The organism is Streptomyces sp. NPDC008313, from assembly GCF_042956125.1.
Lineage (GTDB): Bacteria > Actinomycetota > Actinomycetes > Streptomycetales > Streptomycetaceae > Streptomyces.
On record NZ_JBIBFR010000025.1, the window covers coordinates 1 to 23,291 of the forward strand.

The following is a 23,291-nucleotide window of genomic DNA, read 5'->3' on the forward strand; positions in this document are numbered from 1 at the left end:
CTGGCGTTGATTTTTGGCACGCTGTTGAGTTCTCAAGGAACGGACGCTTCCTTTGTACTCACCCTCTCGGGCTTTCCTCCGGGCGCTTCCCTTCGATCTTGCTGTCTTGCGTTTCCGACTCTATCAGACTCTTTCGTGTCCGATTTCCTCGGTGCTTTCCAGGTTCTCGCTTTCGCGTTTCCCTTTCTGGCGGTGTCGACTCTATCAGATCCTTTCGGGCCTGATTCCCAGTCAACCGGGTTTGTCCTCGCGGCCGTTGGGCCGTTCCGACGTCCCAAACTTTAGCGGATCCTGCCGGCAGTTCCTAATCGGCGCTGCCGCACTCCAACCGAATTGAATTCGGGCACGCCGAATTCGACCCCGTTGGGAGATCGTGCTGGTGGTTTGGTTGCCGCTTCGAGCGGCGGAGGTGCTGTCGCAGAACCGTTACGGCCCCGTGGCAACTCGAAGAACCTTACGGATCGGGCGTGTGGCTGTCAAGCATCTGCTGTCAAGATCTTTTCCACCGGGCCGACTGCCGGGTCCACTGCCGTCCCGTGCTCGGCCGAGTGCCCGGGGAGGAGCGGTCGACACCCGCTCTCCGCGTCCCTCAGCCCAGGTCGCTGAGCCGGCCGCCGGCGTCCGGCTGGGCGTGCTCGACCCGTCGCAGGAGGCAGGTCAGGAACTGGCCGAGGACGCCACGCTCGTCGGCGGAGAGGTCCTGGAGCAGATCCTCCTCGAACACCGTGGCGAGGCGCATCGCCTCCAGCCACTTCTCTCGGCCCTCGGCGGTGAGCTCGACGATGACGCGTACCCGGTTGGACTCGTCGCGTTCCCGGGTGACCAGGCCCTCGCCGACCATGCGGTCGATGCGGTGGGTCATGGCGGCCGGGGTGAGGCCGAGCCTCTTGGCGAGTTCCCCGGGGCCCATTTGGTAGGGGGCGCCGGAGAGGACGAGCGCCTTCAGGACTTCCCACTCGGCATTGCTGATGCCGAGCTCGGCCGTCTGTCTGCCGTACGCGACGTTCATCCGGCGGTTGAGCCGGGAGAGAGCCGAGACGATCTGCTCGACCTGGGGGTCGAGGTCCTGGAATTCGCGCTGGTAGGCGGCGATCTGCTCTTCGAGTGTCGGCTCGCCGGCGCCTGAGGTGTCGCCCATGGCCGCAGTATGGCACGCCCCACTTGGCTCTGTAGTCCTTCTATGTGTACTCTTTAGTGTCGAACTTTAGCTTCGAAGTCTTCAGGGCTGCACCCTGAGGACCTCACGATCAAGGCAGGTGAAAGTGACCAGGGTGAGGGGCGCAGCGATGCGCCGGATCCATGTGGGCAACGTGCTCGGCGCGTTCGGACTCGGTTTCACGGTCCCGTTCCTCTACGTCTACGTGGCGCAGGTGCGGGGGCTCGGTTCCATGACGGCGGGCGTCGTGCTCGCCGTCTTCGCCGTGGCCGCTCTCGTCGTGCTGCCGTTCGCCGGGCGGGCCATCGTCCGCCGGGGTCCGCTGCCGGTTCTGCTCGCCGCTCTGGTCACGGCCGCCGTCGGTTCGCTGAGCCTGGGGCTGTCGGGCGGGGCCGCGACCGTGCTGCTGTCGGCGGCGGCGCTGGGCGCCGGGCAGGCCGTGATGCAGCCGGCGCTGGCGACGATGATCGTGGACTGCTCGTCGGCGGAGACGCGCTCGCGTGCCTTCGCGACGCAGTTCTTCCTGCAGAACCTCGGTCTCGGTGTCGGCGGGCTGATCGGCGGCCACATCGTCGACACCTCTCGCGCGGGGTCGTTCACGCTGCTGTTCGCGATCGAGGCGGCGATGTTCGCCCTGCTGGTCGCGGTCATGTCGACGGTGCGGATGCCGCGGGCGCCGCGCCTCCAGGAGGGTGCTCCCCAGGGCCGGGGCGGCAGCTGGAAGCAGCTTCTGAACCATCGCGCGATGGTTCAGCTGTCCGTACTCGGCTTCGTGCTCTTCTTCGCCTGCTACGGGCAGTTCGAGTCGGGGCTCTCCGCGTACGGCGTGGAGGCGGCCGGGATCTCGACGTCCACGCTCGGTACGGCGATGGCGGCGAACACGGCGATGATCGTGGTCGCACAGTTCCTGGTGCTGCGGTTCGTGGAGCGCAGGAAGCGGTCGCGGGTGATCGCGTCGGTCGGTCTCATCTGGACCTTCGCCTGGCTCGTGGCGGGGTTCGCGGGGCTGGGCGACGGGAGCCAGGCCATGGCGAGCGCCGCGTTCGTGTCGACGTACGCGCTGTTCGGGCTGGGTGAGGCGATGCTGTCGCCGACGCTGGCGCCGCTGGTGGCCGATCTGGCGCCTACGGGCCTGGCGGGGCAGTACAACTCGGCGTTCGCCCTGGTGAAGCAGCTGGCGCTGGCGATCGGCCCGGCGGTGGGCGGCCCGATGGGCGCCTCGCTGCACGCGCCGTACATCCTGACGTTCGTGCTGTTCTCGCTGGGCATCACCTACCTGGCGCTGCGGCTGGGGCGGATGCTCAGCCCCGTACAGGACCAGCCGTCCGCGGCCAGGAGCCGGGTGGTCGCGCAGAGGGCCCCGGCGGAGACCGTGCCGACGGCGGCCTGACCGTCGCGGGCGGGACAGCGGACCGGTGACGGCCGCCACCACGGATCGTCGTGGTGGCGGCCGTCGCGCGTTCAGCGAGCGCCCGTGACCAGGACGGCGGTGAACGGGAGGGTGGTGACGCCGTCGGGCCCGGTGCGGTCGGCGAGGTGTTCGCGGATGTCGGCGGCGGCGCGGGCCAGGGCGTCGGGTCCGCCGGTGTCGAGGACGGCCTGGCCCCAGGGCAGCGCCGAGAGGTGGCCGGGGGCGAAGCCGGGGAGGGGCGGGAGGGCGATGCCGAAGGTGACCTCGTAGGCGGTCACGTCATGGAATCCGGCGGCGCCGAGGGCTGCCGTGAGGCGGTCGGCGGTACAGGAGAAGGCCTTGGCGTAGTCGGCGGCGGTCTCCTGGCCTGCGTGGTCGGTGAGGGCCCGGTACTGGACCTCGAAGTAGGGGGAGCGGCGCATGTCCGCCCAGGCCGTGGCGGCCAGGCGGCCTCCGGGGCGGGTCACGCGGGCCGCCTCGGCGAAGGCCGCGTCCAGGTCGGTGAAGAACTGGGCGCCCTGCTGGCAGACGACCCGGTCGAAGGTGGCGTCCGGGTAGGGAAGCTTGTCGGCGGGAGCGGCGGTGAACTCGATGTCGGGGTACATACGGGGGGCGTTGGCCGCGGCCACGCGGAGCATGCCGTCGTTGACGTCGGCGCCGGAGACCCGGCCGGCGGGGCCGACGCGGGCGGCGGCGGCCCGTGCCGCGAAGCCGGTGCCGCAGGCGAGGTCCAGGACCGCGGCCCCGGGGAACAGGTCGACGGCGTCCACCACCGCCTCCACGAAGGGCGCCATCAAGGGCGCGACGTACTCCTCGTAGCGCTCGGGGGCGCTTCCTCTGAGCTGCAAGCCCGTTTCGTCTGCCATGGGTGAGCTACTAGCACCGTGCGCCGGTCCCGGCCAGATGACGCGCGGCAGGAAGGTCAGGTGGTACGCGGGAGTGCGAACTCGCACCACACCGCCTTGCCGCCGCCGGGGGTGCGGCGGGCACCCCAGTGGGACGCGATGGTGGCGACGATGGCGATGCCGCGGCCCGCCTCGTCGGCCGGTTCGGCGCGGCGGCGGCGTGGGAGGTGGTCGTCGCCGTCGGTGACCTCGATGATCAGCCGCCGGTCGGTGCGGCGCAGCCGCAGGCGCATCGGCGGGGTGCCGTGCTGGAGGGAGTTGGCGACCAGTTCGCTGGTGGCGAGGACGCCGAGGTCGTGCAGGTCGGCCGGGAAGCGCCAGCTGGTCAGGACGCCGGAGGCGAAGGCACGCGCGCGTGGGGCGGCCTCCACACCGCCGAGCAGTTCCAGTGCGGCGTTGCGGAAGAGCTCCCGGTCCGTTCCGGTGCGGGCCGGGTGCTGGAGGACGAGGACGGCGACGTCGTCGTCGTGGTCGGCTGCGACGCCGAGGGCGCGCACCAGGCGGTCGCACACGACCTGAGGTGTGCCGGTGGCTCCGGCGAGGGCGCGCTCCAGGGCGGCGATGCCGTCGTCGAGGTCGGCGTCGCGCCGCTCGACCAGGCCGTCGGTGTAGAGGACGGCGGTCGATCCGGGGCCGAGGGGGACGGTTCCCGAGGCGTGCAGCCAGCCGCCGGTGCCGAGCGGGGGGCCGGTGGGTTCGTCGGCGCGGTGCACGGTGCCGTCCTCGTCGCGGACGAGGATCGGGAGGTGGCCCGCCGACGCGTACACGAGGCTGCCCTCGTTCGGGTCGTGGATGGCGTACGCGCAGGTGGCGATCTGGTTGGCGTCGATCTCCATGGCGAGGCCGTCGAGGAGCTGCAGGATCTCGTGCGGGGGCAGGTCGAGGCGGGCGTAGGCGCGCACGGCGGTGCGGAGCTGGCCCATGACGGCCGCTGCGCGCACTCCGCGGCCCATGACGTCACCGATGACGAGGGCGGTGCGGCCGCCGCCGAGGGTGATCACGTCGTACCAGTCGCCGCCGACCGCGGCCTCCGTGCCGCCGGGCTGGTAGGTGGCGGCGATGCGCAGGTCGTCGGGTTCTTCGAGTTCCTGGGGGAGCAGGGAGCGCTGGAGGGTGACGGCCGTCTCGCGTTGATCACGCTCGCTGGCGCGGAGGCGCTCGGCGGCCTCGGCGTGATCGGTGACGTCCGCGGCGAAGACGAGAACGCCGCCGCCCTTGAGGACGCCGTCCGGTGCGGGGCCGGCCGGGAGGTCCACGGGGGTGCAGGTGAAGGTGTAGGAGCGGCCGTCGGGTGCTCTGCGGGACTTGACGGTGCGAGGTCTGGAGCTGCGCAGGACCTGGTCGAGCAGGGGCAGCAGGCCGAGCTCGTCGAGCTCCGGCAGGGCCTTGCGGGCGGGCTCCCCGAGGGGGCGCACACCGAAGGCGGCCGCATAGGCGTCGTTGACGTAGGCGATGCGGTGGTCGGGGCCGTGCAGGAGGGCGACGAGCGCGGGGACGCGGTCGAGGATGTCCCGTACCGGGAGGTCGTCGACAGCGGGCGAGGGCGGCGCCTCGTCGGTGAGCTGTTCGGCGCGGGCGGCGGGCACGGAGCCTTCCCCGAGGCGGTCCGGGGAGACCTGGTGGTCGGTCCGCGCCGCGGCGCGGCGCTGTGTTCCGGGGAGCCGGGCGCTCCAGCGCGTGAAGTTCACTGGGGAAAGCCTCGTGAGGTCGAGGGGTGGGCTGCCGGGCGGTCGGGCCGCCCGTGGTCGTGGACCAGTCTGTCCGACCGGACCGGCATCCGTCAGACGCCGGGCGTGCCGGTGGAGTTCCCGGGTCCGTTCAGGACGACCCCTTCGGGTCCTGAGGGGGCTTTCCACCGGCCGCCCGTTCGAACTCCGCGCGGGGATGTTCGAACGAACCGAGGGACACGATCTCCCTCTTGAAGAGGCCCGACAGCGTCCACTCGGCCAGGACCTTGGCCTTGCGGTTGAAGGTGGGCACCCGGCTCAGGTGGTAGACGCGGTGCATGAACCAGGCGGGGTAGCCCCGCAGTTTGCGCCCGTAGACGTACGCGACGCCCTTGTGCAGTCCGAGGGAGGCGACCGATCCGACGTACTTGTGGGAGTACGTCTCCAGCTCCTCGCCGCGCAGCGAGTGGGCGATGTTGTCGGCGAGGAGGGTCGCCTGACGGACCGCGTGCTGGGCGTTGGGCGCGGTCTCCTTGCCCGGCTCCCCTGCGGTGACGTCGGGGACGGCGGCGGCGTCTCCCGCGGCCCACGCGTGCGGGACGCCGTCGAGGGTCAGCTGAGCGGTGCACTTGAGACGGCCGCGTTCGTTCAGCGGCAGGTCGGTGGCGGCGAGCAGCGGATGCGGTTTCACCCCGGCCGTCCACACGACCGTACGGGTCGGGAATCGGGCACCGTCACTGAGGACGGCGACCCGGTCGGCGCAGGTGTCGAGCCGGGTCTCCAGGCGTACGTCGATGTTGCGCCGGCGCAGCTGGGTGACCGTGTACCTGCCCATCTCCTCGCCGACCTCCGGGAGGATGCGGTTCGAGGCCTCGACGAGGATCCACCTCATGTCCTCGGGCTTGACGTTGTGGTAGTAGCGGGTGGCGTAGCGGGCCATGTCCTCCAGCTCGCCGAGGGCTTCGACGCCCGCGTAGCCGCCGCCGACGAAGACGAAGGTCAGGGCCGCGTCACGGAGGGCGGGGTCGCGGGTGGAGGAGGCGATGTCCATCTGCTCGATGACGTGGTTGCGCAGGCCGATGGCCTCTTCGACGGTCTTGAACCCGATGGCGTGGTCGGCCAGGCCGGGGATGGGGAGGGTGCGGGAGACGGACCCGGGGGCGAGGACGATCTCGTCGTAGGAGATCTGGTCCTCGCCGGTGCCCTCCTCCTCGGTGGCGAGGGTGGTGACGGTCGCCGTGCGTTTGGCGTGGTCGATCGACCGGACCTCACCGACGACGATCTTGCACCGGTCGAGGACGCGGCGCAGCGGGACGACGACGTGGCGCGGCGAGATGGAGCCGGCGGCCGCCTCCGGAAGGAACGGCTGATAGGTCATGTACGGGTCCGGCGAGACCACGACGATCTCCGTCCGGCCCCGCTCCAGCTCGGTCTTCAGTCTCCGCTGAAGGCCGAGAGCGGTGTACATGCCGACGTAGCCGCCACCGACGATGAGAATGCGCACAGGTTCCTTCACCATCCCATGACGCACCCGGCTCTGGAGTTTGTCCACAGGCCCGGCAATTTGTGTGACCGGCCGCGGCGACCGGGCCGGGGCGGCCGATTGACCGGCCTGCGGGGAATATGCGCAGGTCAAGTGAGGTGAGGCGGGTGGATGGAGCGGGCGCAACAGGGACTTATGCGACCCGTACTCCGATCGGGGGGCGCTCTGTGCGGAACCTCCCCCTTCTGAATTGACCCCCGCTCAACTATGTTCGTGTGTCGACGGGGTGTAGGGGGATGCGCTCGACGGGTCCGCGCGGCGGGCCCGTGACCCAGGCTCGTGCCACACGCTCCGGCTGCCAATGGCGGGGAGTCTCCGGGGGGAGACGTCATTACCGGGGGAATATTCATGCACATTCAGGACTCTCATTGGTCTTCAGCGTCGGCCATCGCACCCGGTGGCACGCTCGGCACGGTCGAGGGCGGTCATGGACACGGTCCGGGTGACGGACCGCGCTCGGCGCCGCTGCGCGTGGACGCACAGCGCAATCTCGAGCATGTACTGCGGGCGGCGCGCGAGGTCTTCGGCGAGCTGGGGTACGGCGCGCCGATGGAGGACGTGGCGCGGCGCGCCCGGGTCGGTGTCGGCACGGTGTACCGGCGCTTTCCGAGCAAGGACGTCCTGGTCCGCCGGATAGCCGAGGAGGAGACCTCCCGGCTGACCGAGCAGGCACGGGCGGCGCTCGGCCAGGAGGACGAGCCGTGGGCGGCGCTGTCGCGCTTCCTGCGGACGTCGGTGGCCTCGGGCGCGGGACGGCTGCTGCCGCCCCAGGTGCTGCGGGTGGGCGTCGCGGACGACGCGGACGCCCCGGCCACCGCCGCGGAGGAGTCGCGGGTGCCCCAGCAGCGGACCGAACTCGCGCCCGATCTGCGGCTCGTGGAGCAGCGCACGGACGAGGAGGAGGCGCTCGCCGCGGCGGACGACGCCGGTGCGGCCGAGCTGCTCGATGTCGTGGGCCGGCTCGTGGAGCGGGCGCGCGAATCGGGTGAGCTGCGGACGGACGTGACCGTGGCGGACGTCCTGCTGGTGATCGCCACGGCGGCGCCCTCGCTCCCGGACGCGGCCCACCAGGCGGCGGCTTCCGCCCGTCTTCTGGACATCCTGCTGGAGGGCCTGCGCTCGCGCCCGGTGGTGTGAGCTCGCGGGGGCTCCGGCCGCCCCGCGTGGCCGCGCCCGCCACGGGTGACGCACCGCGTGTGAGCCCGCCGCGAGCGACGCACCGCGTGTGAGGTGCCGGCGTGCCCGGGTACGGGCGTGCCGGTGCCCGGGTCGGCTGCCGCGGCGGCTCCGGCCTACTCGGTGCCGAGTCCTTCCACCGCGTCGGCCAACTCCTCGAGTACGGCGGCCACCGTGAGGGACGAGCCCCTGGTCCGCTCGGACTCGTAGCGGCCGGGACCCAGCGCGGTGCGCGCGGCCGCCTCCAGACGCTCGGCCTCGAGGCATTCCGGCATGGGGCGTGGCGTGACCCCGCGCCACCCGCTGGCGGCGGCCAGCAGACGGACCGCGCGCGGGAGGTCGCCGAGGTCGGCCACCAGCCGTGCCGCGCTGTCGGTCAGCGACGCCGTGACCCATTCCGCGCAGCCCGCCTCCACCGCGTGCCGCAGCGCACCGGCCATCTTCGGCAGACCGCGCTCCACGCCCGCCTCCGCCGCCGTGACCAGCGCGTCGGCCTGGTCCAGACCCGCGATGAACTGCGGGGGCGGCGTGCCGTGGCCGCTCTCCTCCCGGGCCGTCTCGACCAGCTCCCGCGCCTGTCGCGTGTCACCCGCGTCCAGCGCGATGTGGGCGCGCACCAGCCCGATGAAGGCGCGGGAGTCCGGCACCCCGTGGAGGTCGGCCGCCTCGCTCGCCGCGTCCATCGTGGCGAGCGCGGCCGGACGGTCGCCCTCGCGGTAGGAGACCTCCGCGAGCCGGGCCAGGAGGAACGGCGTCTCGGCGTACGCGCCCACCTCGTCTGCGAGCCGCAGCGCCTCCGCGTACTCCTGCCTGGCCTCGCCCAGCCGGCTGCGCACCAGCGCCGCCTCACCCGCCGCGCTGCACACCTGGGCACGCATCCAGCGGTCCCCGGCCCGCCGGCTGAGCACCCTCAGCTCCGCCAGGTCCTCGTCGATGCCGGGCATCCCGCCGGGCGTGTCGACGATCATGTGCGTACGGAACATCAGGGCGACGCCTACCTCCCAGTCCCCGCCGTACTCCCGGCAGTTGGCGACCGCCTGGTCCATCAGGCTCCTGATGTGCCGCTGGTCCCCCAGGACATAGCCGGCCATCGGCCAGATGATGCCCGGCATCCGCGCCGCGTCCGGACCGCCCTTCGCGAAGAAGTCCCGGATCCGGGAGACGTACGCACGCGTCCGCGCGTCCTTCGGATCCTTCAGGGCCCGCTCCTCCGCCATCATGAACAGGTGCAGCATCCGGAGCCTCATCCGGTCCGCGTAAAGCGGATGGTGCTCCGCGCTCTCCGGAGCGTCGACCAGGGCCGCCATCGGGTCGTGGGCACCCAGTGCGTCGAACAGGTCGCGGGCGCCGTCCTGGGAGGGAGCGGTGACGGCCCCGGACCGGTCGGGAGACCCGTCGGCGGCCTGCCCGGTGTCGAGGAGCGTGCCCAGGCGCAGCACGCGGTCCGTCCACAGCATGGCCTCCTGGCGGAAGTTGCGCAGCCACCAGAACCAGCCCATGCCGAGGACGAGAGCCAGGGCCTGCTCCTCCTCACCGCCCGCGACCGCCCGGTAGAGGGCCGCCCGGATGTTGTCCAGGTCCGTCTCCAGCCGCTGCGCCCAGACCAGCTGCTCGGCGGACCGCAGCTTCGGCTCGGCCTCCTCCACGAGCGCGCGGACCCAGGCCCCGTGGCGCGCCTCGGCCGCGGCGCGCGCTCCGGGCTGCTCGGCGGCCCGCTCGGTGGCGTACTCGTGGATGGTTTCGAGCATGCGGTAGCGCATACCGGTGCCGTGCCCCGCGGGATCCGGGTCACCGGGGGTCGCGACGATCAGGGACTTGTCCACGAGCGCCCCGATGAGGTCGGCGGCGGGGCCGGTGCACACCGCCTCCGCCGCGGCGAGGTCCCAGCCGCCCGCGAAGACGGACACCTCGCGCAGCACGGTCCGCTCCGGCTCGTCGAGCAGCTCCCAGGACCAGTCGACGACGGCCCGCAGGGTCTGCTGGCGGGGCAGCACCGTACGGCTTCCGGAGGTGAGCAGCCGGAAGCGGTCGTCGAGCCGGTCGGCGATCTGACGCGGTGTGAGCATCCGCAGCCGGGCCGCGGCGAGCTCGATCGCGAGCGGCAGCCCGTCCAGCCGTCGGCAGATCTCGTCCACGGCCGCGGAGTCGGGGACGGTACCCGCGCCGGGGCGGACGGTGGCGGCGCGCTCGGTGAACAGCTGGTGGGCGGGACCGGGCAGCAGCGGCTCGACCGGACGCACCAACTCGCCGGGCACACCGAGGGGTTCCCGGCTGGTGGCGAGGATGGTGAGGCCGGGGCAGTGCGTGAGCAGGGTCTCGGCGAGCTCGGCTGCCGCGTCGATGACGTGTTCGCAGTTGTCAAGGATCAGGAGCTCGCTGCGCGGGGCGCAGTGCTCGATGAGCAGGGCGACCGGGTCGTCCTTCGGTGCGCCCATCTCCTTGCCGATCATCACCGTCTCGCGCAGCTGGAGGGCGCTGACGACCGCGCCGGGGACCGCCTCCGGCCGGTCGAGCAGGGCCAGCTCGGCCAGCCACGCCTGTGGCAGCCCGGCGGCGGCTTCCTCGGCGAGGCGGGTCTTTCCCGAGCCTCCCGGTCCGGTGAGGGTGACCAGTCGTGCCCGTCGTAGATCAGAACGGATGGCGTCGAGCTCGGGTTCCCGCCCCACGAACGAGTTGAGGCGGGGCCTCAGGTTTCCGGTCCGGGCGGCTCGGGGGCGAGGCGTGCTGTCGGGGCCGCCTGCGGGGCCCGGGGATATCCGGGGCGGTTGGGTGCTCGGAGGCACGTGGGTGCTCTGCGGGGCTTGGGTGCTCTGCAGGGCTTGTGGCGCCTGAGACCGGGGCGCCTCCGACCGCATGGTCTCCGACCGTATGGTGTCCGGCCCCATGGTGGGCGGCCCCCCAGTGTGCGGGCCCGCCGCTTCCGGTTCCGGCGTGGGGCCGGGCGGCCATGCCGGCGGCGGGGCCAGCAGTTCCGCGTGCAGGGCTCTGAGTTCGGGCCCGGGGTCCGCGCCGAGGCCGTCCAGCAGCGCGCGGCGTACCTCTTCGTACGCGGCCAGCGCGTCGGCTCCCCGGCCCGTGTCACGCAGGGCGCGGATGAGGAGGACGTGCAGCTGTTCGTCGTACGGGTGAGCTGCCGTCAGTTCCCTCAGCTCCGGTACGAGGCCGTGGGCGCGGCCGAGCCGCAGTTCCGCGTCGGCCCGTGCGCGGACCGCCTCCAGGCGCAGGGCCTCGGGGCAGGTCGCGGCGGTGCGGTCCGGAAGGTCGGCGAGGGCGGGCCCGCGCCACAGGGCGAGGGCGTCCCGCAGGGTCTGGGCGGCGGTCCGCGCGTCGTCCTTCTCCAGCGCGGCTCTTCCTTGGCGCACCAGGCGTTCGAAGACGTGGAGGTCGATGTCCTCCTCGGCGGCCGTCAGACGGTATCCGCCCGCCTCGGAGGCGATGGCGTCCTTGCCCAGGGCGCGGCGGAGGCGGCCGATCAGGGCCTGGAGGGCGGCGGGGGCGTCCTGGGGCGGGGCGTCCGCCCAGACCTCGTCGATCAGCGACTGGGGACTGCGCGGGTGGGCGGGGTGCTGGGCGAGGGCGGTGAGGAGTGTGCGCAGGCGGGGGCCGGGGAGGGGGATGGGGCTGCCGTCGTCGTCCGACGCGTGGGCCGGTCCCAGGATTCTGTATCGCACAGGTGTCATTGTCCCTGGGTGGGGCCGTGGGGGCGCGGGGTTTCACGGCGAGCCGGTCGGCCGCGGCGGGTGCGGAGGTGGGACCGCGGGCCGGTGGGGGCGCGAGACCGCGAGCCGGTGCGGGGAGTGAGGCCACCGGCAGGTGCGGGAGCGACGCCACGAGCCGGTGCGGGGAACGACGCCACAGGCACGTACGGGAGCGAGGCCACGAGCCGGGGCGCGAGCGACGCCGCAGGCACGTACGGGTACGGGATGCCGCGACCGTCGCTCACCACGCCCCCGCGGCGCGGCCGGGTCCGGTGGGCACCGTGTCGCCGCGCCGCGGCAGGGCCCGGTGGGCACCGCGTCGCCGCGCCTGAGGGTGCGGGCCACCGGCGACGCCGCGAAGGTGCGTGCCGGAGGCGCGGGCCGGAACCCATGTCCGCGGCATGACCGGGCCGGACAGGTCCTAGCCGTTCCTCGCTCCTGCTCCCAGGGCGCGGCCCTGGGGCGGGATTCCGGCGGGGACCGCCCGCTGGCGGGCCGGGGTGCCCGTCCAGCAGGTGCCGCGGCGGGCGAGGAGGCGGCGGAGCCAGAGTTCGAGGGAGACGAGGTCCGCGAGACCGTCGAGGGGAAGCGGTTCGCCCTCGGCGGCCGCCCGGAGGGCCTTGCGGACGACGCGGGCCTCGACGATGCCCGCCTGGGCGAGCAGCGGTGTGTCGAAGAGCGCGACCAGGGAGTCCACCGCGACCCGCAGCCCCGTACGGGCGGCCGCCGCGCTGGAGGCGTGGGAGGGTGCGCCCCAGCCGGGCGGCAGGCCGGCCACGCCGGCGCCCTCCAGGACGGTCCGCAGGATCGCCGCGCGGGCGCCCGGCCGGACCCGGAGCGCCTCGGGGAGCAGGCGGCAGGCGCGGACGACCTGGTTGTCCAGGAACGGCGCGTGCAGCCGCTGGAAGCGGACCTCGGCGGCCTGTTCGAGGACGCGCAGGTCACCCGCGTGGCGGGCGAGTGCCGCACGCGCGCGGAAGTCGCCGGGACGCTGCCCGGGTCCGACGCCCGGACGTCCCGCCGCGCCCTGCAGGCGAACCGATACTTCAGCGAGCGCCTCCCCCGTCAGCCAGCGCGCCGCGGGCCCCGGCCTCGCCCAGCTGAGCCCGGACAGAGAGGCCCCGACGGCCCCGCCAGGCTCGTCGAACCGGCGTCGCATCAGCCGGTCGGCGAGCACGTCGACGCCGGTGCGGTAGGGGGTGCGGGCGAGCTTGCGTGCGGCGCCGTACACGCGCGCGGGGACCATGACCGAGCCGTCGGCCCTGGCCAGCGCGGCGACGGGTTTCACGAGGTGACGTCTCTTGCGGTCCATCAGGAGGTCGGCGAGACGCGCCGGGTGGGCATCGAGCACCTGCCGGGCCCCGTACCCGGTGAAGTGGTCCGCGCTTCCGGAGGCGAGCCGGGCGCGGTGCCGGGCGGCGGTCACCAGGGAGGGGCCCGGCTCGTCGGTGAGCGGCCCCTCCAGTTCGGCGTACGGGAGTGCGTCCTCGCCGCCCGCGACGACGACGTGGTGCAGCCGGGGGTTGGCCGCCAGCGTCCCCGCCCGCTCCAGCTCGGCCTCCCTGCCGCCGACGACGAGGTCGTTGAAGGTGACCGCGAGGAGGCGCTCGCCCGCGCCCGTGCCGTGGCCGAGGACCGTACCGGGTGCTCCGGGGAGCCCGGCGGCGAGCAGGGCGAGGGTGCCGGAGGCCGGGCCTCCGGAGAGGTCGGCCCCGATGCCCGGCACCGGCATGCCGCGTGCCGCGCGCCGCTCGGCGGGCCCCATGCCGGGCACGGGCCCCGGGTCGATGCCGGTGCCGGGGACGTGCCGGGGAGCGGCGAGGCGGGTGCGCACGGCTTCGACGAGGGCGTCCCGTACGGCGTCCACCGCACCGTCCGGATCGGCGGTGGGCGCCGCCACGGCGAGCGAGGCGACCGGCTCGTAACCGGCGATCTCGCGGGCGCCCGTGCGCAGGATCAGCGCATGGCCCGGGGGGATGCGCCGTACGCCTTCGTAGGGCGTGGAGTCGTGGAGGGCGGCCGGTACGTCGGGGGTGGCGAGGAGGGCCGCGAGATGGCCGAAGTCGAGGTTGGCCTCGATGAGGTCGGCCAGCGGAAGCGCGGCGGTCGCGTAGGCGGTGCCCTTCGCCCACGGGGTGTAGAAGACGGGCCGTGCGCCGGCGAGGTCACCCGCGACCGTGACGCGTCGGCCGACCTGGACGACGGCGGTGTAGCTGCCGGGCCAGGCGGTGAGATGCCTGAGTGCGCCCCCGCGCGCGGCGAACAGTCCGACGCGCAGTTCCTCGTCGGAGGCGCCGCAGGTGCCGAGCACCGCGATCCTGGTCTGCGCGTCGGCCTTGACCACACGGACCTCGTCGGGGCGCCAGTCACCGACGGCCCAGAGCGGGTCCGGGTCGCCCCACAGGAGCTGGGAGCCCACGGGGTGCACGGCCTCGCCGTCGTTCCCGGTGGCTCCCGCCGAACCGATCAGGGGCGCCCCAGCGGCGGTACTGCTCCACCCCACCAACCACCGCATCGCCGCCTCCACAGGCTGTGGACAACCAGTGCACCGTACGAACTGGGCACCATGCTGCCACGAAGGAAGCGCACGGGAGGGTCTCCGCGTCGGCTTGTGCTCCCCGAAGTGCGCCCCCGTGACGCCCCCATGACGCCCTCGTGCCGGCATCGGCGGCGCGGCGGTGACGGAATCCGGGGTACAAAGGAGGACCGCGGGCGGGCTGGAAGGGCGGGCTCGGCGGCCGGGCACGGCGACGGGCCCCGGAGAAGGCGGCCGGCCGGCGGCCGTGGAGAATCCGCGACGCGAATGCGCCCCCGATACGCCCCCCTGGAGCGCCTTACGCGCCCTCAACTCGCGTGGTGAGAGCCGTATTCACCACTCGAAGGCATGGTCGATTTTCAGCCAAATTGGCCGTGGGCCACCCGGGGCGCACACGCTCCGTACAGGCTTTGCGTACGACATGCGCCACGCACAGTCCGGGAGGCGGAGCACGCCTCCCGGACCGGTCCGCCGCCCGCGGGGATGTAGGCGGCGGTGTCCCCCAGCCCACTGGATCCAGTACAGCGGGCCGACCCACGCACCGACCATGCAAGCGCTTCCCGGATGGCCGGAGTAGAGCGCACGGCCGGGCGCACGGCCACACGACGGGAGCACACCGCGACCGTCCGTACTTCCGTGCGGACCACAATCCCGCCATCCGGAACTAAGCCCCTTAACGCTTGGGATCGGGCGAACTACGCTGGGTTTACGAATGCCGCGTGGTTATGCCAGGCGCGGCAGCCGTCTGTGTCGAGGGGTGACGCATGTCCAGGGAGCAACGCGGGCCGAACGAAAAACTCGGCGCCGTTCTCGCCCTCGCGGGAATCAGCAACGCAGGCCTCGCACGTCGCGTCAACGACCTTGGCGCACAGCGCGGTCTGACACTTCGCTACGACAAGACGTCCGTGGCGCGCTGGGTGTCGAAGGGAATGGTGCCCCAGGGTGCCGCTCCGCACCTCATAGCCGCCGCCATCGGGCAGAAACTCGGCCGCCCCGTACCGCTCCACGAGATCGGTCTGGCGGACGCGGATCCCGCACCGGAAGTCGGCCTCGCCTTCCCCCGCGACGTCGGGCAGGCGGTGCGGTCGGCGACGGATCTGTACCGCCTCGACCTCGCCGGACGCCGGGCCGGCAGCGGCGGCATCTGGCAGTCGCTCGCCGGATCGTTCGCGGTGAGCGCCTACGCGACGCCCGCGTCACGGTGGCTGATAACCCCGGCCGACAGTTCGGTGGCACGCGACGCGAACCCCTCGGAGGGCTCCGGAGCACCGCAGAAAGTCGGCCACAGCGATGTGCTGAAACTACGCGAGGCAGCCGAGGACGCCAGGCGCTGGGACTCCAAGTACGGAGGCGGCGACTGGCGTTCGTCCATGGTGCCCGAATGCTTACGGGTCGAGGCGGCTCCGCTGCTGCTCGGCTCGTACTCGGACGAGGTCGGCCGCGCCCTCTTCGGGGCCAGCGCCGAACTGACCCGGCTCGCGGGCTGGATGGCCTTCGACACCGGCCAGCAGGAAGCCGCCCAGCGCTACTACATCCAGGCGCTGCGGCTGGCCCGCGCGGCGGCGGACGTGCCCCTGGGCGGTTATGTCCTGGCGTCGATGTCCCTGCAGGCCACCTACCGCGGTTTCGGGGACGAGGGCGTCGACCTCGCCCAGGCCGCCCTGGAGCGCAACAGGGGCCTCGCCACGGCCCGCACCATGAGCTTCTTCCGGCTGGTCGAGGCGCGTGCGCACGCACGTGCGAACGACGCCCACGCGGCCGGCGCGGCGCTGCGGGCGGCCGAGGGCTGGCTGGAGCGCGCCCGCGACGGCGACCAGGACCCGTCCTGGCTGGGCTTCTACTCGTACGACCGGTTCGCGGCCGACGCGGCCGAGTGCTACCGCGATCTCAAGGCGCCGCGGCAGGTCCGCCGCTTCACCGAGCAGGCGCTGTCCCGGCCGACCGAGGAGTTCGTCCGCTCGCACGGGCTGCGCCTGGTCGTGTCCGCCGTCGCCGAGCTGGAGTCCGGCAACCTCGACGCGGCCTGCGAGCAGGGCGTCCGCGCGGTGGAGGTCGCGGGGCGCATCTCCTCCGCGCGCACCACCGAGTACGTGAAGGACCTCCTGCACCGGCTGGAGCCCTACGGCGACGAGCCCCGGGTGGTGGAGCTGCGCGAGCGGGCCAGGCCGCTGCTGATGGCACCGGCGTGAGCGCGCGGACGTGAGGGTGGCGGAGCGGGGCGGCGGAGCGCGGCTGGTGGCCTGAGGGACGGAGCGGGGGCCCAGACCTGATCTCACATCTCGGTTCGGACCCCGTGACTCCTTGGTTTGAGGGCATTGTCAGTGGCGCAGTGCACTATCGAGTCGGGAGGTGCAACAGGTGCGGATCGTTCACGACTGCGATGTGCTGGTGATCGGCGGCGGCATCGTCGGGCTGTCGACGGCGTACGCGATCACGCGTGCCGCTCCGGGCACGCGGGTCACGGTGCTGGAGAAGGAACCGGGACCCGCCCGCCACCAGACGGGGCGCAACAGCGGAGTCGTCCACAGCGGGATCTACTACCGCCCCGGCTCCCTGAAGGCGCGGTACGCGGTACGGGGCGCCGCCGAGCTGGCCAAGTTCTGCGCCGAGTACGACATCGCGCACGCCGTCACCGGCAAGCTGATCGTGGCCACGGAGAAGACCGAGCTCCCCCGGCTGCACGCCCTCGCCCAGCGCGGCCGGGAGAACGGGATCGCCGTCCGGGAGCTGGGCGCCGCCCAGATCCCCGAGTACGAGCCGCGGGTGCGGGGCCTGGCCGCCCTCCACGTCGGCACCACCGGCATCTGCGACTACGTGGCCGTGTCCCGGCAGCTCGCGGAGTCCTCCGGCGCCGACATCCGCTACGGCGCTCAGGTCGTCCGGATCGACCGGCGCCCCGCTCTCGGCGTCGCCGTCCGCACGGCCGACGGGACGGTCGTGCGCGGCCGGGCGCTCGTCAACTGCGCGGGCCTCCACTGCGACGCCGTCGCCCGCCTCACGGGGGACGACCCCGAGATGCGGATCGTGCCCTTCCGCGGCGAGTACTACACGCTGGCCCGGCCAGAGCTGGTGCGGGGGCTCGTCTATCCGGTGCCGGATCCCGCCTTCCCGTTCCTCGGCGTGCATCTCACCCGGGGCGTCGACGGAGGCGTCCACGTCGGACCGAACGCGGTGCCCGCCCTCGCCCGCGAGGGGTACGACTGGGGGACGGTGCGCCCCCGGGAGCTCGGCACCAGCCTCGCCTGGCCCGGCGCCTGGCAGATGGCCCGCAGGCACTGGCGGTACGGGGCCGGGGAGCTGCGGCGTTCCGCGTCGAAGGCGGCGTTCACCCGGGCGGTGCGGCGGCTGCTGCCCGCGGTCACCCCGGACGACCTGATACCGGCGCCCGCGGGAGTGCGGGCGCAGGCGGTGCTGCGGGACGGCACGCTGGTGGACGACTTCCTGATCCGCGAGGCCCCGCGGACGGTCCACGTGCTGAACGCCCCGTCGCCCGCGGCCACGGCGTCCCTGCCGATCGGCCGCGAGGTGGCACGCCGCGCCCTCGCCGCGCTCGACGAGGCGGCACGGTGACACGGAAGCCCGGCTGAGCGGAAAACCCGCCCGGGCCGGAGGCCCCGCTGACACCGGAGACCCGCTGAGCGGTGGCCCGGGGAGGCCGGAGACGCACTGAGCGGCGGCCCCGGTGACGCCGGGGGACGCGTCGGCGCGGAAGGCACCGAGCAGGTCCCCGTAAAATCGGCATCACTGTGTCTGACTCCTCCGCAACCTCCGAAGAGCCCCGGCCCCTCGCGCACGACGGGTCCGAGGGCACCGGCGGCGTGTCCGCGCGCCGCGTCCGGGCCAAGAGCGAGCCCCGGTTCCCCGACGGCCCGAAGGCCGACCCCGCCGGGTCGCACTTCGAGCGCCGGATCCGCAGCTTCCAGCCGCGCCGCAGCCGGGTCACGACGGGGCAGGCCGAGGCCCTGCAGCGGTTGTGGCCGCAGTGGGGCCTGGACATCGACGGCCGGCGGACGCTGGACCTCGCGGAGCTGTTCGGCCGTGACCTGCCCGTCGTCCTCGAGATCGGCTTCGGCATGGGCGAGGCCACCGCGCGGATGGCCGCCGACGACCCACGGACCGGGATCCTCGCCGTCGATGTGCACACCCCCGGCCAGGGCAATCTGCTCAATCTCGCCGACCGGAACGGCCTGTCCAACGTCCGGGTGGCCAACGGCGACGCGATCATCCTGCTCAGGGAGATGCTGACCCCCGACTCCCTCGACGGGCTGCGCGTCTACTTCCCCGACCCCTGGCCGAAGAAGCGGCACCACAAGCGCCGCCTCATCCAGCCGGAGTTCCTCACACTCGCTGCGGCCCGCCTCAGGCCGGGTGCCGTCGTGCACTGCGCCACCGACTGGGAGCCGTACGCCGAACAGATGCTCGACGTACTGGAGGCGCACCCGGACTTCGAGAACACCGTGCCCGGCGGCGGTTTCGCGCCCCGTCCCGCCTTCCGGCCGCTGACCCGCTTCGAGGGCCAGGGACTGGAGAAGGGGCACGTGGTGAACGATCTGCTCTTCCGCCGCGTACCGCACAGCACCGAACCCTCCGCCGGCGGCTGACCCGCCGAAAGGCGGCGGCCGTCCCACCGAAGGGCCGGTGGAAGGGCCTCGCGAGGCCCCCCGGCCTCCCACGGTCCCTCCGGCCGGGCGGTGGGCACCGTCGCGGGCGGAGCCCTCACCTCGTTAGGGTCGATGCCGTGGCCACCAGTCCCCCGTACCCGACGCCTCCCGGCGGCCCCGCCGGCGCCGCGCGGCGGCACGCGCACTGGTGGCAGCGCAAGGCGGTGCTCTACGGGGCGCTGATCACACTGCTCGCGCTGTCCGGGCTCGTCATCCTGGCCCTGGTACGCGAACAGACCGGCACGCGGGGCTTCCTGGTGGGCCTCGGCCTCGCCGTGCTGCCCGTGCCGCTGCTCATCGCGGCGTTCCGGTGGCTGGACCGGGTCGAACCGGGCCCCTGGCGCAACCTCGTCTTCTCCTTCGCCTGGGGCGCCTGCGCGGCCGCGCTCATAGCGATCGTCGCCAACAGCTTCGCGACCCGCTGGATCGCCACGGCCACCGCCGACCCGAGCGGCGCCGACACCCTGGGCGCGACCGTCATAGCGCCCGTGGTCGAGGAGTCCGCGAAGGCCGCCGCCGTCCTGCTCGTCTTCCTCTTCCGCAGACGGGACTTCACCGGGATCGTGGACGGCGTCGTCATAGCCGGGGTCACGGCCACCGGCTTCGCGTTCACCGAGAACATCCTCTACCTCGGCACCGCCTACGGCACCGACCAGCTCAGCGGCGAGCGCGGTCTCGCCTCCCTGACGGCGGCCACCTTCTTCGTCCGCGTGGTGATGTCGCCCTTCGCGCACCCGCTGTTCACCGTGCTCACCGGTATCGGCTTCGGCGTCGCGGCCCTGTCGGCGGAGCACCGGCACTGGCGCCGCGTCCTGCTGCCGCTGTCCGGGCTGCTCCTCGCGATGGGCATGCACGCCCTGTGGAACGGCTCGTCGTCCTTCGGGGAGTACGGGTTCTTCGCGGTGTACGCGGCGCTTATGGTGCCCGCGTTCGGGCTGCTGACCTGGCTCACCCTGTGGACGCGGCAGCGGGAGCTGCGGACCGTGCGCGCGGAGCTGCCCGCGTACTGTGCCGCGGGCTGGCTCGGCCCGCCCGAGCCGTACGTGCTCGGTTCCATGCGGGCCAGGCGGCTGGCCCGGGAGTACGCCGCGCACCACTTCGGCAAGCCCGCGGCCCGCGCCGTCGCCCAGTACGAGGCGTACGCGACGTCGCTGGCGTTCCTGCGGCACCGGGGGCGTACGGGACGCGCCGGCGCCGACTTCGTCGAACGGGAACGGGAGCTGCTGCACGAGCTGTGGCGCCGCCGCGACGTCGCCCGCCCGTCCCTCGCCTACGCGGCGCTCGCCGCGGCCCCGGCGGCCCCGGTGCGCCCGCCCTGGCCCGTCGTCCCGGCCCCGGTACCCGGACACGGCCCGGCGACGGCGTACCCGGCGTACAACCCGTATCCGGCGTCGTACAACCCGTACCCCGCGTACAACCCGTACCCGGGGCACGCCGCGCACACCGGTCACGTCCCCCTCGGCGCCTACGGGACGCGCCCCGCGTCCCAGCCGCCCCACGGGCCGTACGGCCCCCAGCACGCGCACAACCCGTATCGCACCTGAGGCGACACGGGCTGTGTGAGGTGCTGGCCGGGGCGAGAGGCCCGGGCCGGCGGTGGGTCAGGGGTTGAGGCCCTTGCTGTTCAGCCAGGCCAGCGGGTCGATCGCGGCGCCGCCGCCCGGGTGGACCTCCAGGTGGAGGTGGGGTCCGGTGACGTTGCCGGTGGCGCCGACGCGGCCGATGACGTCGCCCGTGGCGACCTTCTGCCCGGCGCTGACGCTGATCGACGACTGGTGGCAGAACCACAGCTCGGTGCCGTCGTCGAGGGTGAGGACCGTGCGGTAGCCGTACGCGCCGGACCAGCCGGCCTCGGTGACCGTGCCGCTGTGGATCGCCTTGATCGGCGTGCCCGTGGGGGCGGCGAAGTCCAGGCCGGTGTGGTGACCGGAGGACCACATGGAGCCGGAATCCCCGAAGTGCGAGGTCAGCGTGTACGAGGAGGTGGGCAGCGCGTAGTTCTTGGCGAGTTCGGCGAGGCGCTTGGCCTCGGCCTTCTCCTTGGCCTCCGCCTCCGCCTTCTTCTTCTCGGCGTCGGCCTTCTTCTCGGCCTCGTCCTTCTCCTTGGCGGCCTGCTCGGCGGCCGACTTCGCGGCAGCGGTCTCGGCTGCCTGCTGGGCCGCGCTGTCGACCTGGTCCTGCTGGGTCTCGGCCTGCTGCATGATGCGGGCGCGCAGGGCCTCACCGGCGTCCGTGGTGCCCTCTGCGGCGTCGGCGGTGGTCAGACCGGCGCCGGTGAGCGGCGTCGCGGAGTCCTCCGGCGCCTCGTCGGAGCCACCGGGCAGCAACGAGCCGACGGACGGCAGGTCCGGCATGGATATCGACACCGGCGGCTTGCCGGTCTGCGCGGTGGCCATGCCGCCCGCGCCGACTGCGGCGATGACGCCGACACCGAGGACGGTGGAGCTGCGGGCGAGCCCGCCTCCGCGCTGCTTGCTGACGCGGTGCCGGCCGCGGACGGGACGGATGGACTCCTCGGTGGGATTCCACTCCTCCCACGGTCCCTCGTCGGGGCCCCGGCCGTAGCCGAAGGTGTCGCGCTGCTTGTCGCTCGGCGCGAACGAGGTCTGCGGGGCAGGCGGGTTGGACGCCACGTGGGCGCGCTCCTTTCCTTCCTTCTCGCCTACCGGGTTAGCTGACGGGTTCGGAGCAGGAAGGTCTCCTACGCGCGTAAATCACCGTGCGGACACAGTGAAAGACGCTCGATTCACCCCAAGTTGGTGGTTCCCCGGTTCCCTCGCGGGATTCGGCGCGTGCGCACGGAGCCGCCTCTCGTGACGGCTGGGACGACCGCGCTGCGTTATCGAACGTTAATAGACGCGGGTGCAGTATTCCAAGCCGTTCCGGGTAATCATTCCCGTTCTTGGCCAGGACTTTCAGGTCAAGCACGGTCAAATTCGGGCGAGTTGACCGCACCCTCATGGAGAGTATCACCTGACGGTACGTCAAGCCGATATGCGGCGAGGCGCCGGGCGATCACGCGCCGTGACCGTCGGCCGACCGCGGGCGACGGAGCCCACCACGTCAAGACACGGAAGCCGGCGAACCGGAGCGGGCGAACCGGAGCGGGCGAACCGGAGGAGTGGATGTGCCGGAGCCGGCAGAACGGTCTCGGCGAGACGGGCCGAGGTCATCGCAGAAAAAACCTGAGGCCGGAACTCGATGAGTTCCGGCCTCAGGCCTTCAGTAGCGGGGACAGGATTTGAACCTGCGACCTCTGGGTTATGAGCCCAGCGAGCTACCGAGCTGCTCCACCCCGCGTCGGTAAGACCAGTGTACGCCATCCGGGAGGTCCCGCGCACACGCGTTTGCGCAGGCCGTCGGGGGTGCTACTCCAGGAGGTGCCGGTTCGGGGCCATGGCCTGCGCCTCGTACTCCGGGAGTACGACGACGACGGCGCCCTCCGCGGCGAGAATCCCGCTGCCGTCGGCGTCCTTGACGAAGGTGTCGGGCTCACGCCAGGCGGTCACGACCCGGCGCACCCCCGCGTCGAGGATCAGCCGGGCGCAGGGCGCGGGCCGGGAGGCGCGGCGGGCGCAGGGCTCCAGGCTGCTGTAGACGGTGGCGTCCGCCAGCCGCGGGTCACCGGGGGTGATCTTGGCCAGCGCGGCCTCCTCGGCGTGCGCCACCGGATCGCCGCCCTCCCGGGAGTGACCGCGGGCCAGCTCGGTGCCGTCCGCGGCGACGACCACCGCGCCCACGCTGAACGCGGTCTCGGAGGGCGGGCACAGCGCGGCGAGTTCACAGGCGAGCGCCAGCCAGCGCCGGTCGGCGGCGGCGTCGGCGCCCGCGGTCCCGGGTGCGGTGGGGACGTACCGCATGAGGACGATGTCGCCGACGGGCCGGGTCTCCAGCAGCCGCATCCGGCCGGGCGGATAGGCGCCGGGCCCGAACAGCCGGGGCGCGCCCGGCTGGCCGACGAAGATCGGAGCGAGCGCGAGGTGGAGCTCGTCGGCGAGGGCCTGCCGCATCAGCTGGGTGTGGACCCGGCCGCCGCCCTCGACCATGAGGCGCCGGACGCCGCGTACGTCCCCGAGGTGGTCGAGTACGGCCCGCCAGTCGAGCTCGGGGCCGAGCGCGACGACGTCCGCCGCGAGCCCGCGCAGCCGCTCGGCGCCCTTGTCGGTGGTGTAGACGGCCTTGTCGCCGCCGGTGTGCCAGAAGGGGGCGGCCGGGTCGAGGTCGCCGGACGCGGTGACCGCGACCTTCAGCGGGTACTCGGGGCGGCCGTCGGCGACTCTGGCGGCGCGCCGCTCGGGGGAGTTGACCAGAAGCCGGGGGTTGTCCGTGCGCAGGGTGCCGGCGCCGATCAGGATCGCGTCACTGGACGCCCGCACCTCGTCGACCCGGTCGAAGTCGGCCGGCCCCGACAGCAGCAGCCGCTCGGGGCCGGTGTCGTCCAGGAAGCCGTCCAGGGAGACGGCGGCGGACAGCAGGACGTACGGGCGGGGCATGGGGCGCACCCTCCAGCTCGGTGATTCAGCCCGGACAGCGGTCCG

General features: G+C 73.2%; 14 protein-coding genes, 1 tRNA gene and 1 riboswitch. Of the genes, 6 read left to right on the plus strand and 9 right to left on the minus strand.

The window, feature by feature from the left end:
• Positions 1–589: 589 nt before the first annotated feature.
• The gene (locus ACFY93_RS27880; RefSeq protein WP_391364032.1) at positions 590–1,138 is read right to left on the minus strand and encodes a MarR family transcriptional regulator; all 549 of its coding nucleotides are present in this window, start codon (positions 1,136–1,138) and stop codon (positions 590–592) included.
• 148 nt (positions 1,139–1,286) lie between these two features.
• Here ACFY93_RS27880 and ACFY93_RS27885 point away from each other — a divergent pair, with 148 nt between their 5' ends.
• A complete protein-coding gene (locus ACFY93_RS27885) occupies positions 1,287–2,546 on the plus strand; it encodes an MFS transporter (protein WP_391364034.1) in 1,260 nt (419 codons plus the stop codon).
• A gap of 71 nt (positions 2,547–2,617) precedes the next feature.
• On the opposite strand, the gene ACFY93_RS27890 is transcribed toward ACFY93_RS27885, so the two are convergent.
• From ACFY93_RS27890 to ACFY93_RS27900, 3 genes are all read right to left on the minus strand, one after another.
• A complete protein-coding gene (locus ACFY93_RS27890) occupies positions 2,618–3,433 on the minus strand; it encodes a methyltransferase domain-containing protein (protein ID WP_391364036.1) in 816 nt (271 codons plus the stop codon).
• 56 nt (positions 3,434–3,489) lie between these two features.
• Positions 3,490–5,160, minus strand: a complete 1,671-nt coding sequence (locus tag ACFY93_RS27895) for a SpoIIE family protein phosphatase (protein WP_391364038.1) — start codon at positions 5,158–5,160, stop codon at positions 3,490–3,492.
• Between the two features lie 130 nt (positions 5,161–5,290).
• Positions 5,291–6,658: an FAD-dependent oxidoreductase gene (locus ACFY93_RS27900; protein WP_391364040.1), complete on the minus strand. Its 1,368-nt coding sequence runs from the start codon at positions 6,656–6,658 to the stop codon at positions 5,291–5,293.
• 372 nt (positions 6,659–7,030) lie between these two features.
• Between ACFY93_RS27900 and ACFY93_RS27905 the strand changes: the two genes are divergently transcribed.
• Positions 7,031–7,819, plus strand: a complete 789-nt coding sequence (locus ACFY93_RS27905; RefSeq protein WP_391364042.1) for a TetR family transcriptional regulator — start codon at positions 7,031–7,033, stop codon at positions 7,817–7,819.
• A gap of 155 nt (positions 7,820–7,974) precedes the next feature.
• On the opposite strand, the gene ACFY93_RS27910 is transcribed toward ACFY93_RS27905, so the two are convergent.
• Positions 7,975–11,538, minus strand: a complete 3,564-nt coding sequence (locus ACFY93_RS27910) for a BTAD domain-containing putative transcriptional regulator (RefSeq protein ID WP_391364044.1) — start codon at positions 11,536–11,538, stop codon at positions 7,975–7,977.
• A 439-nt stretch (positions 11,539–11,977) separates the two neighbouring features.
• Positions 11,978–14,071, minus strand: coding sequence for an asparagine synthase-related protein (locus ACFY93_RS27915; protein WP_391364046.1), 2,094 nt, complete (start codon positions 14,069–14,071; stop codon positions 11,978–11,980).
• Positions 14,072–14,856: 785 nt separating this feature from the next.
• On the opposite strand from ACFY93_RS27915, the gene ACFY93_RS27920 reads away from it, so the two are divergent.
• The 4 genes from ACFY93_RS27920 (at position 14,857) to ACFY93_RS27935 (ending at position 20,297) form a co-directional block, all read left to right on the plus strand.
• Entirely contained in the window at positions 14,857–16,281 is a 1,425-nt protein-coding gene (locus tag ACFY93_RS27920) for an MFS transporter (protein WP_391364048.1), read from the plus strand.
• Between the two features lie 160 nt (positions 16,282–16,441).
• Positions 16,442–17,662, plus strand: coding sequence for an L-2-hydroxyglutarate oxidase (gene lhgO, locus ACFY93_RS27925; protein ID WP_391364050.1), 1,221 nt, complete (start codon positions 16,442–16,444; stop codon positions 17,660–17,662).
• 176 nt (positions 17,663–17,838) lie between these two features.
• A complete protein-coding gene (gene trmB, locus ACFY93_RS27930; protein ID WP_391364052.1) occupies positions 17,839–18,693 on the plus strand; it encodes a tRNA (guanosine(46)-N7)-methyltransferase TrmB in 855 nt (284 codons plus the stop codon).
• Between the two features lie 137 nt (positions 18,694–18,830).
• Positions 18,831–20,297 carry a PrsW family glutamic-type intramembrane protease gene (locus ACFY93_RS27935; RefSeq protein WP_391364054.1) on the plus strand — a complete coding sequence of 489 codons (1,467 nt, stop codon included), beginning with the start codon at positions 18,831–18,833 and terminating at the stop codon, positions 20,295–20,297.
• Positions 20,298–20,354: 57 nt separating this feature from the next.
• Here the strand turns inward: ACFY93_RS27935 and ACFY93_RS27940 are convergent, their stop codons facing one another.
• The 3 genes from ACFY93_RS27940 to ACFY93_RS27950 all read right to left on the minus strand — a co-directional run bounded on the left by ACFY93_RS27940 (position 20,355) and on the right by ACFY93_RS27950 (position 23,246).
• Positions 20,355–21,386, minus strand: coding sequence for a peptidoglycan DD-metalloendopeptidase family protein (locus ACFY93_RS27940; RefSeq protein WP_391364056.1), 1,032 nt, complete (start codon positions 21,384–21,386; stop codon positions 20,355–20,357).
• A gap of 11 nt (positions 21,387–21,397) precedes the next feature.
• Positions 21,398–21,554: riboswitch (cyclic di-AMP (ydaO/yuaA leader) on the minus strand.
• Between the two features lie 425 nt (positions 21,555–21,979).
• Positions 21,980–22,053, minus strand: a tRNA-Met gene (locus ACFY93_RS27945).
• Positions 22,054–22,121: 68 nt separating this feature from the next.
• The gene (locus ACFY93_RS27950) at positions 22,122–23,246 is read right to left on the minus strand and encodes a dihydrofolate reductase family protein (RefSeq protein WP_391364058.1); all 1,125 of its coding nucleotides are present in this window, start codon (positions 23,244–23,246) and stop codon (positions 22,122–22,124) included.
• Positions 23,247–23,291: the final 45 nt, after the last annotated feature.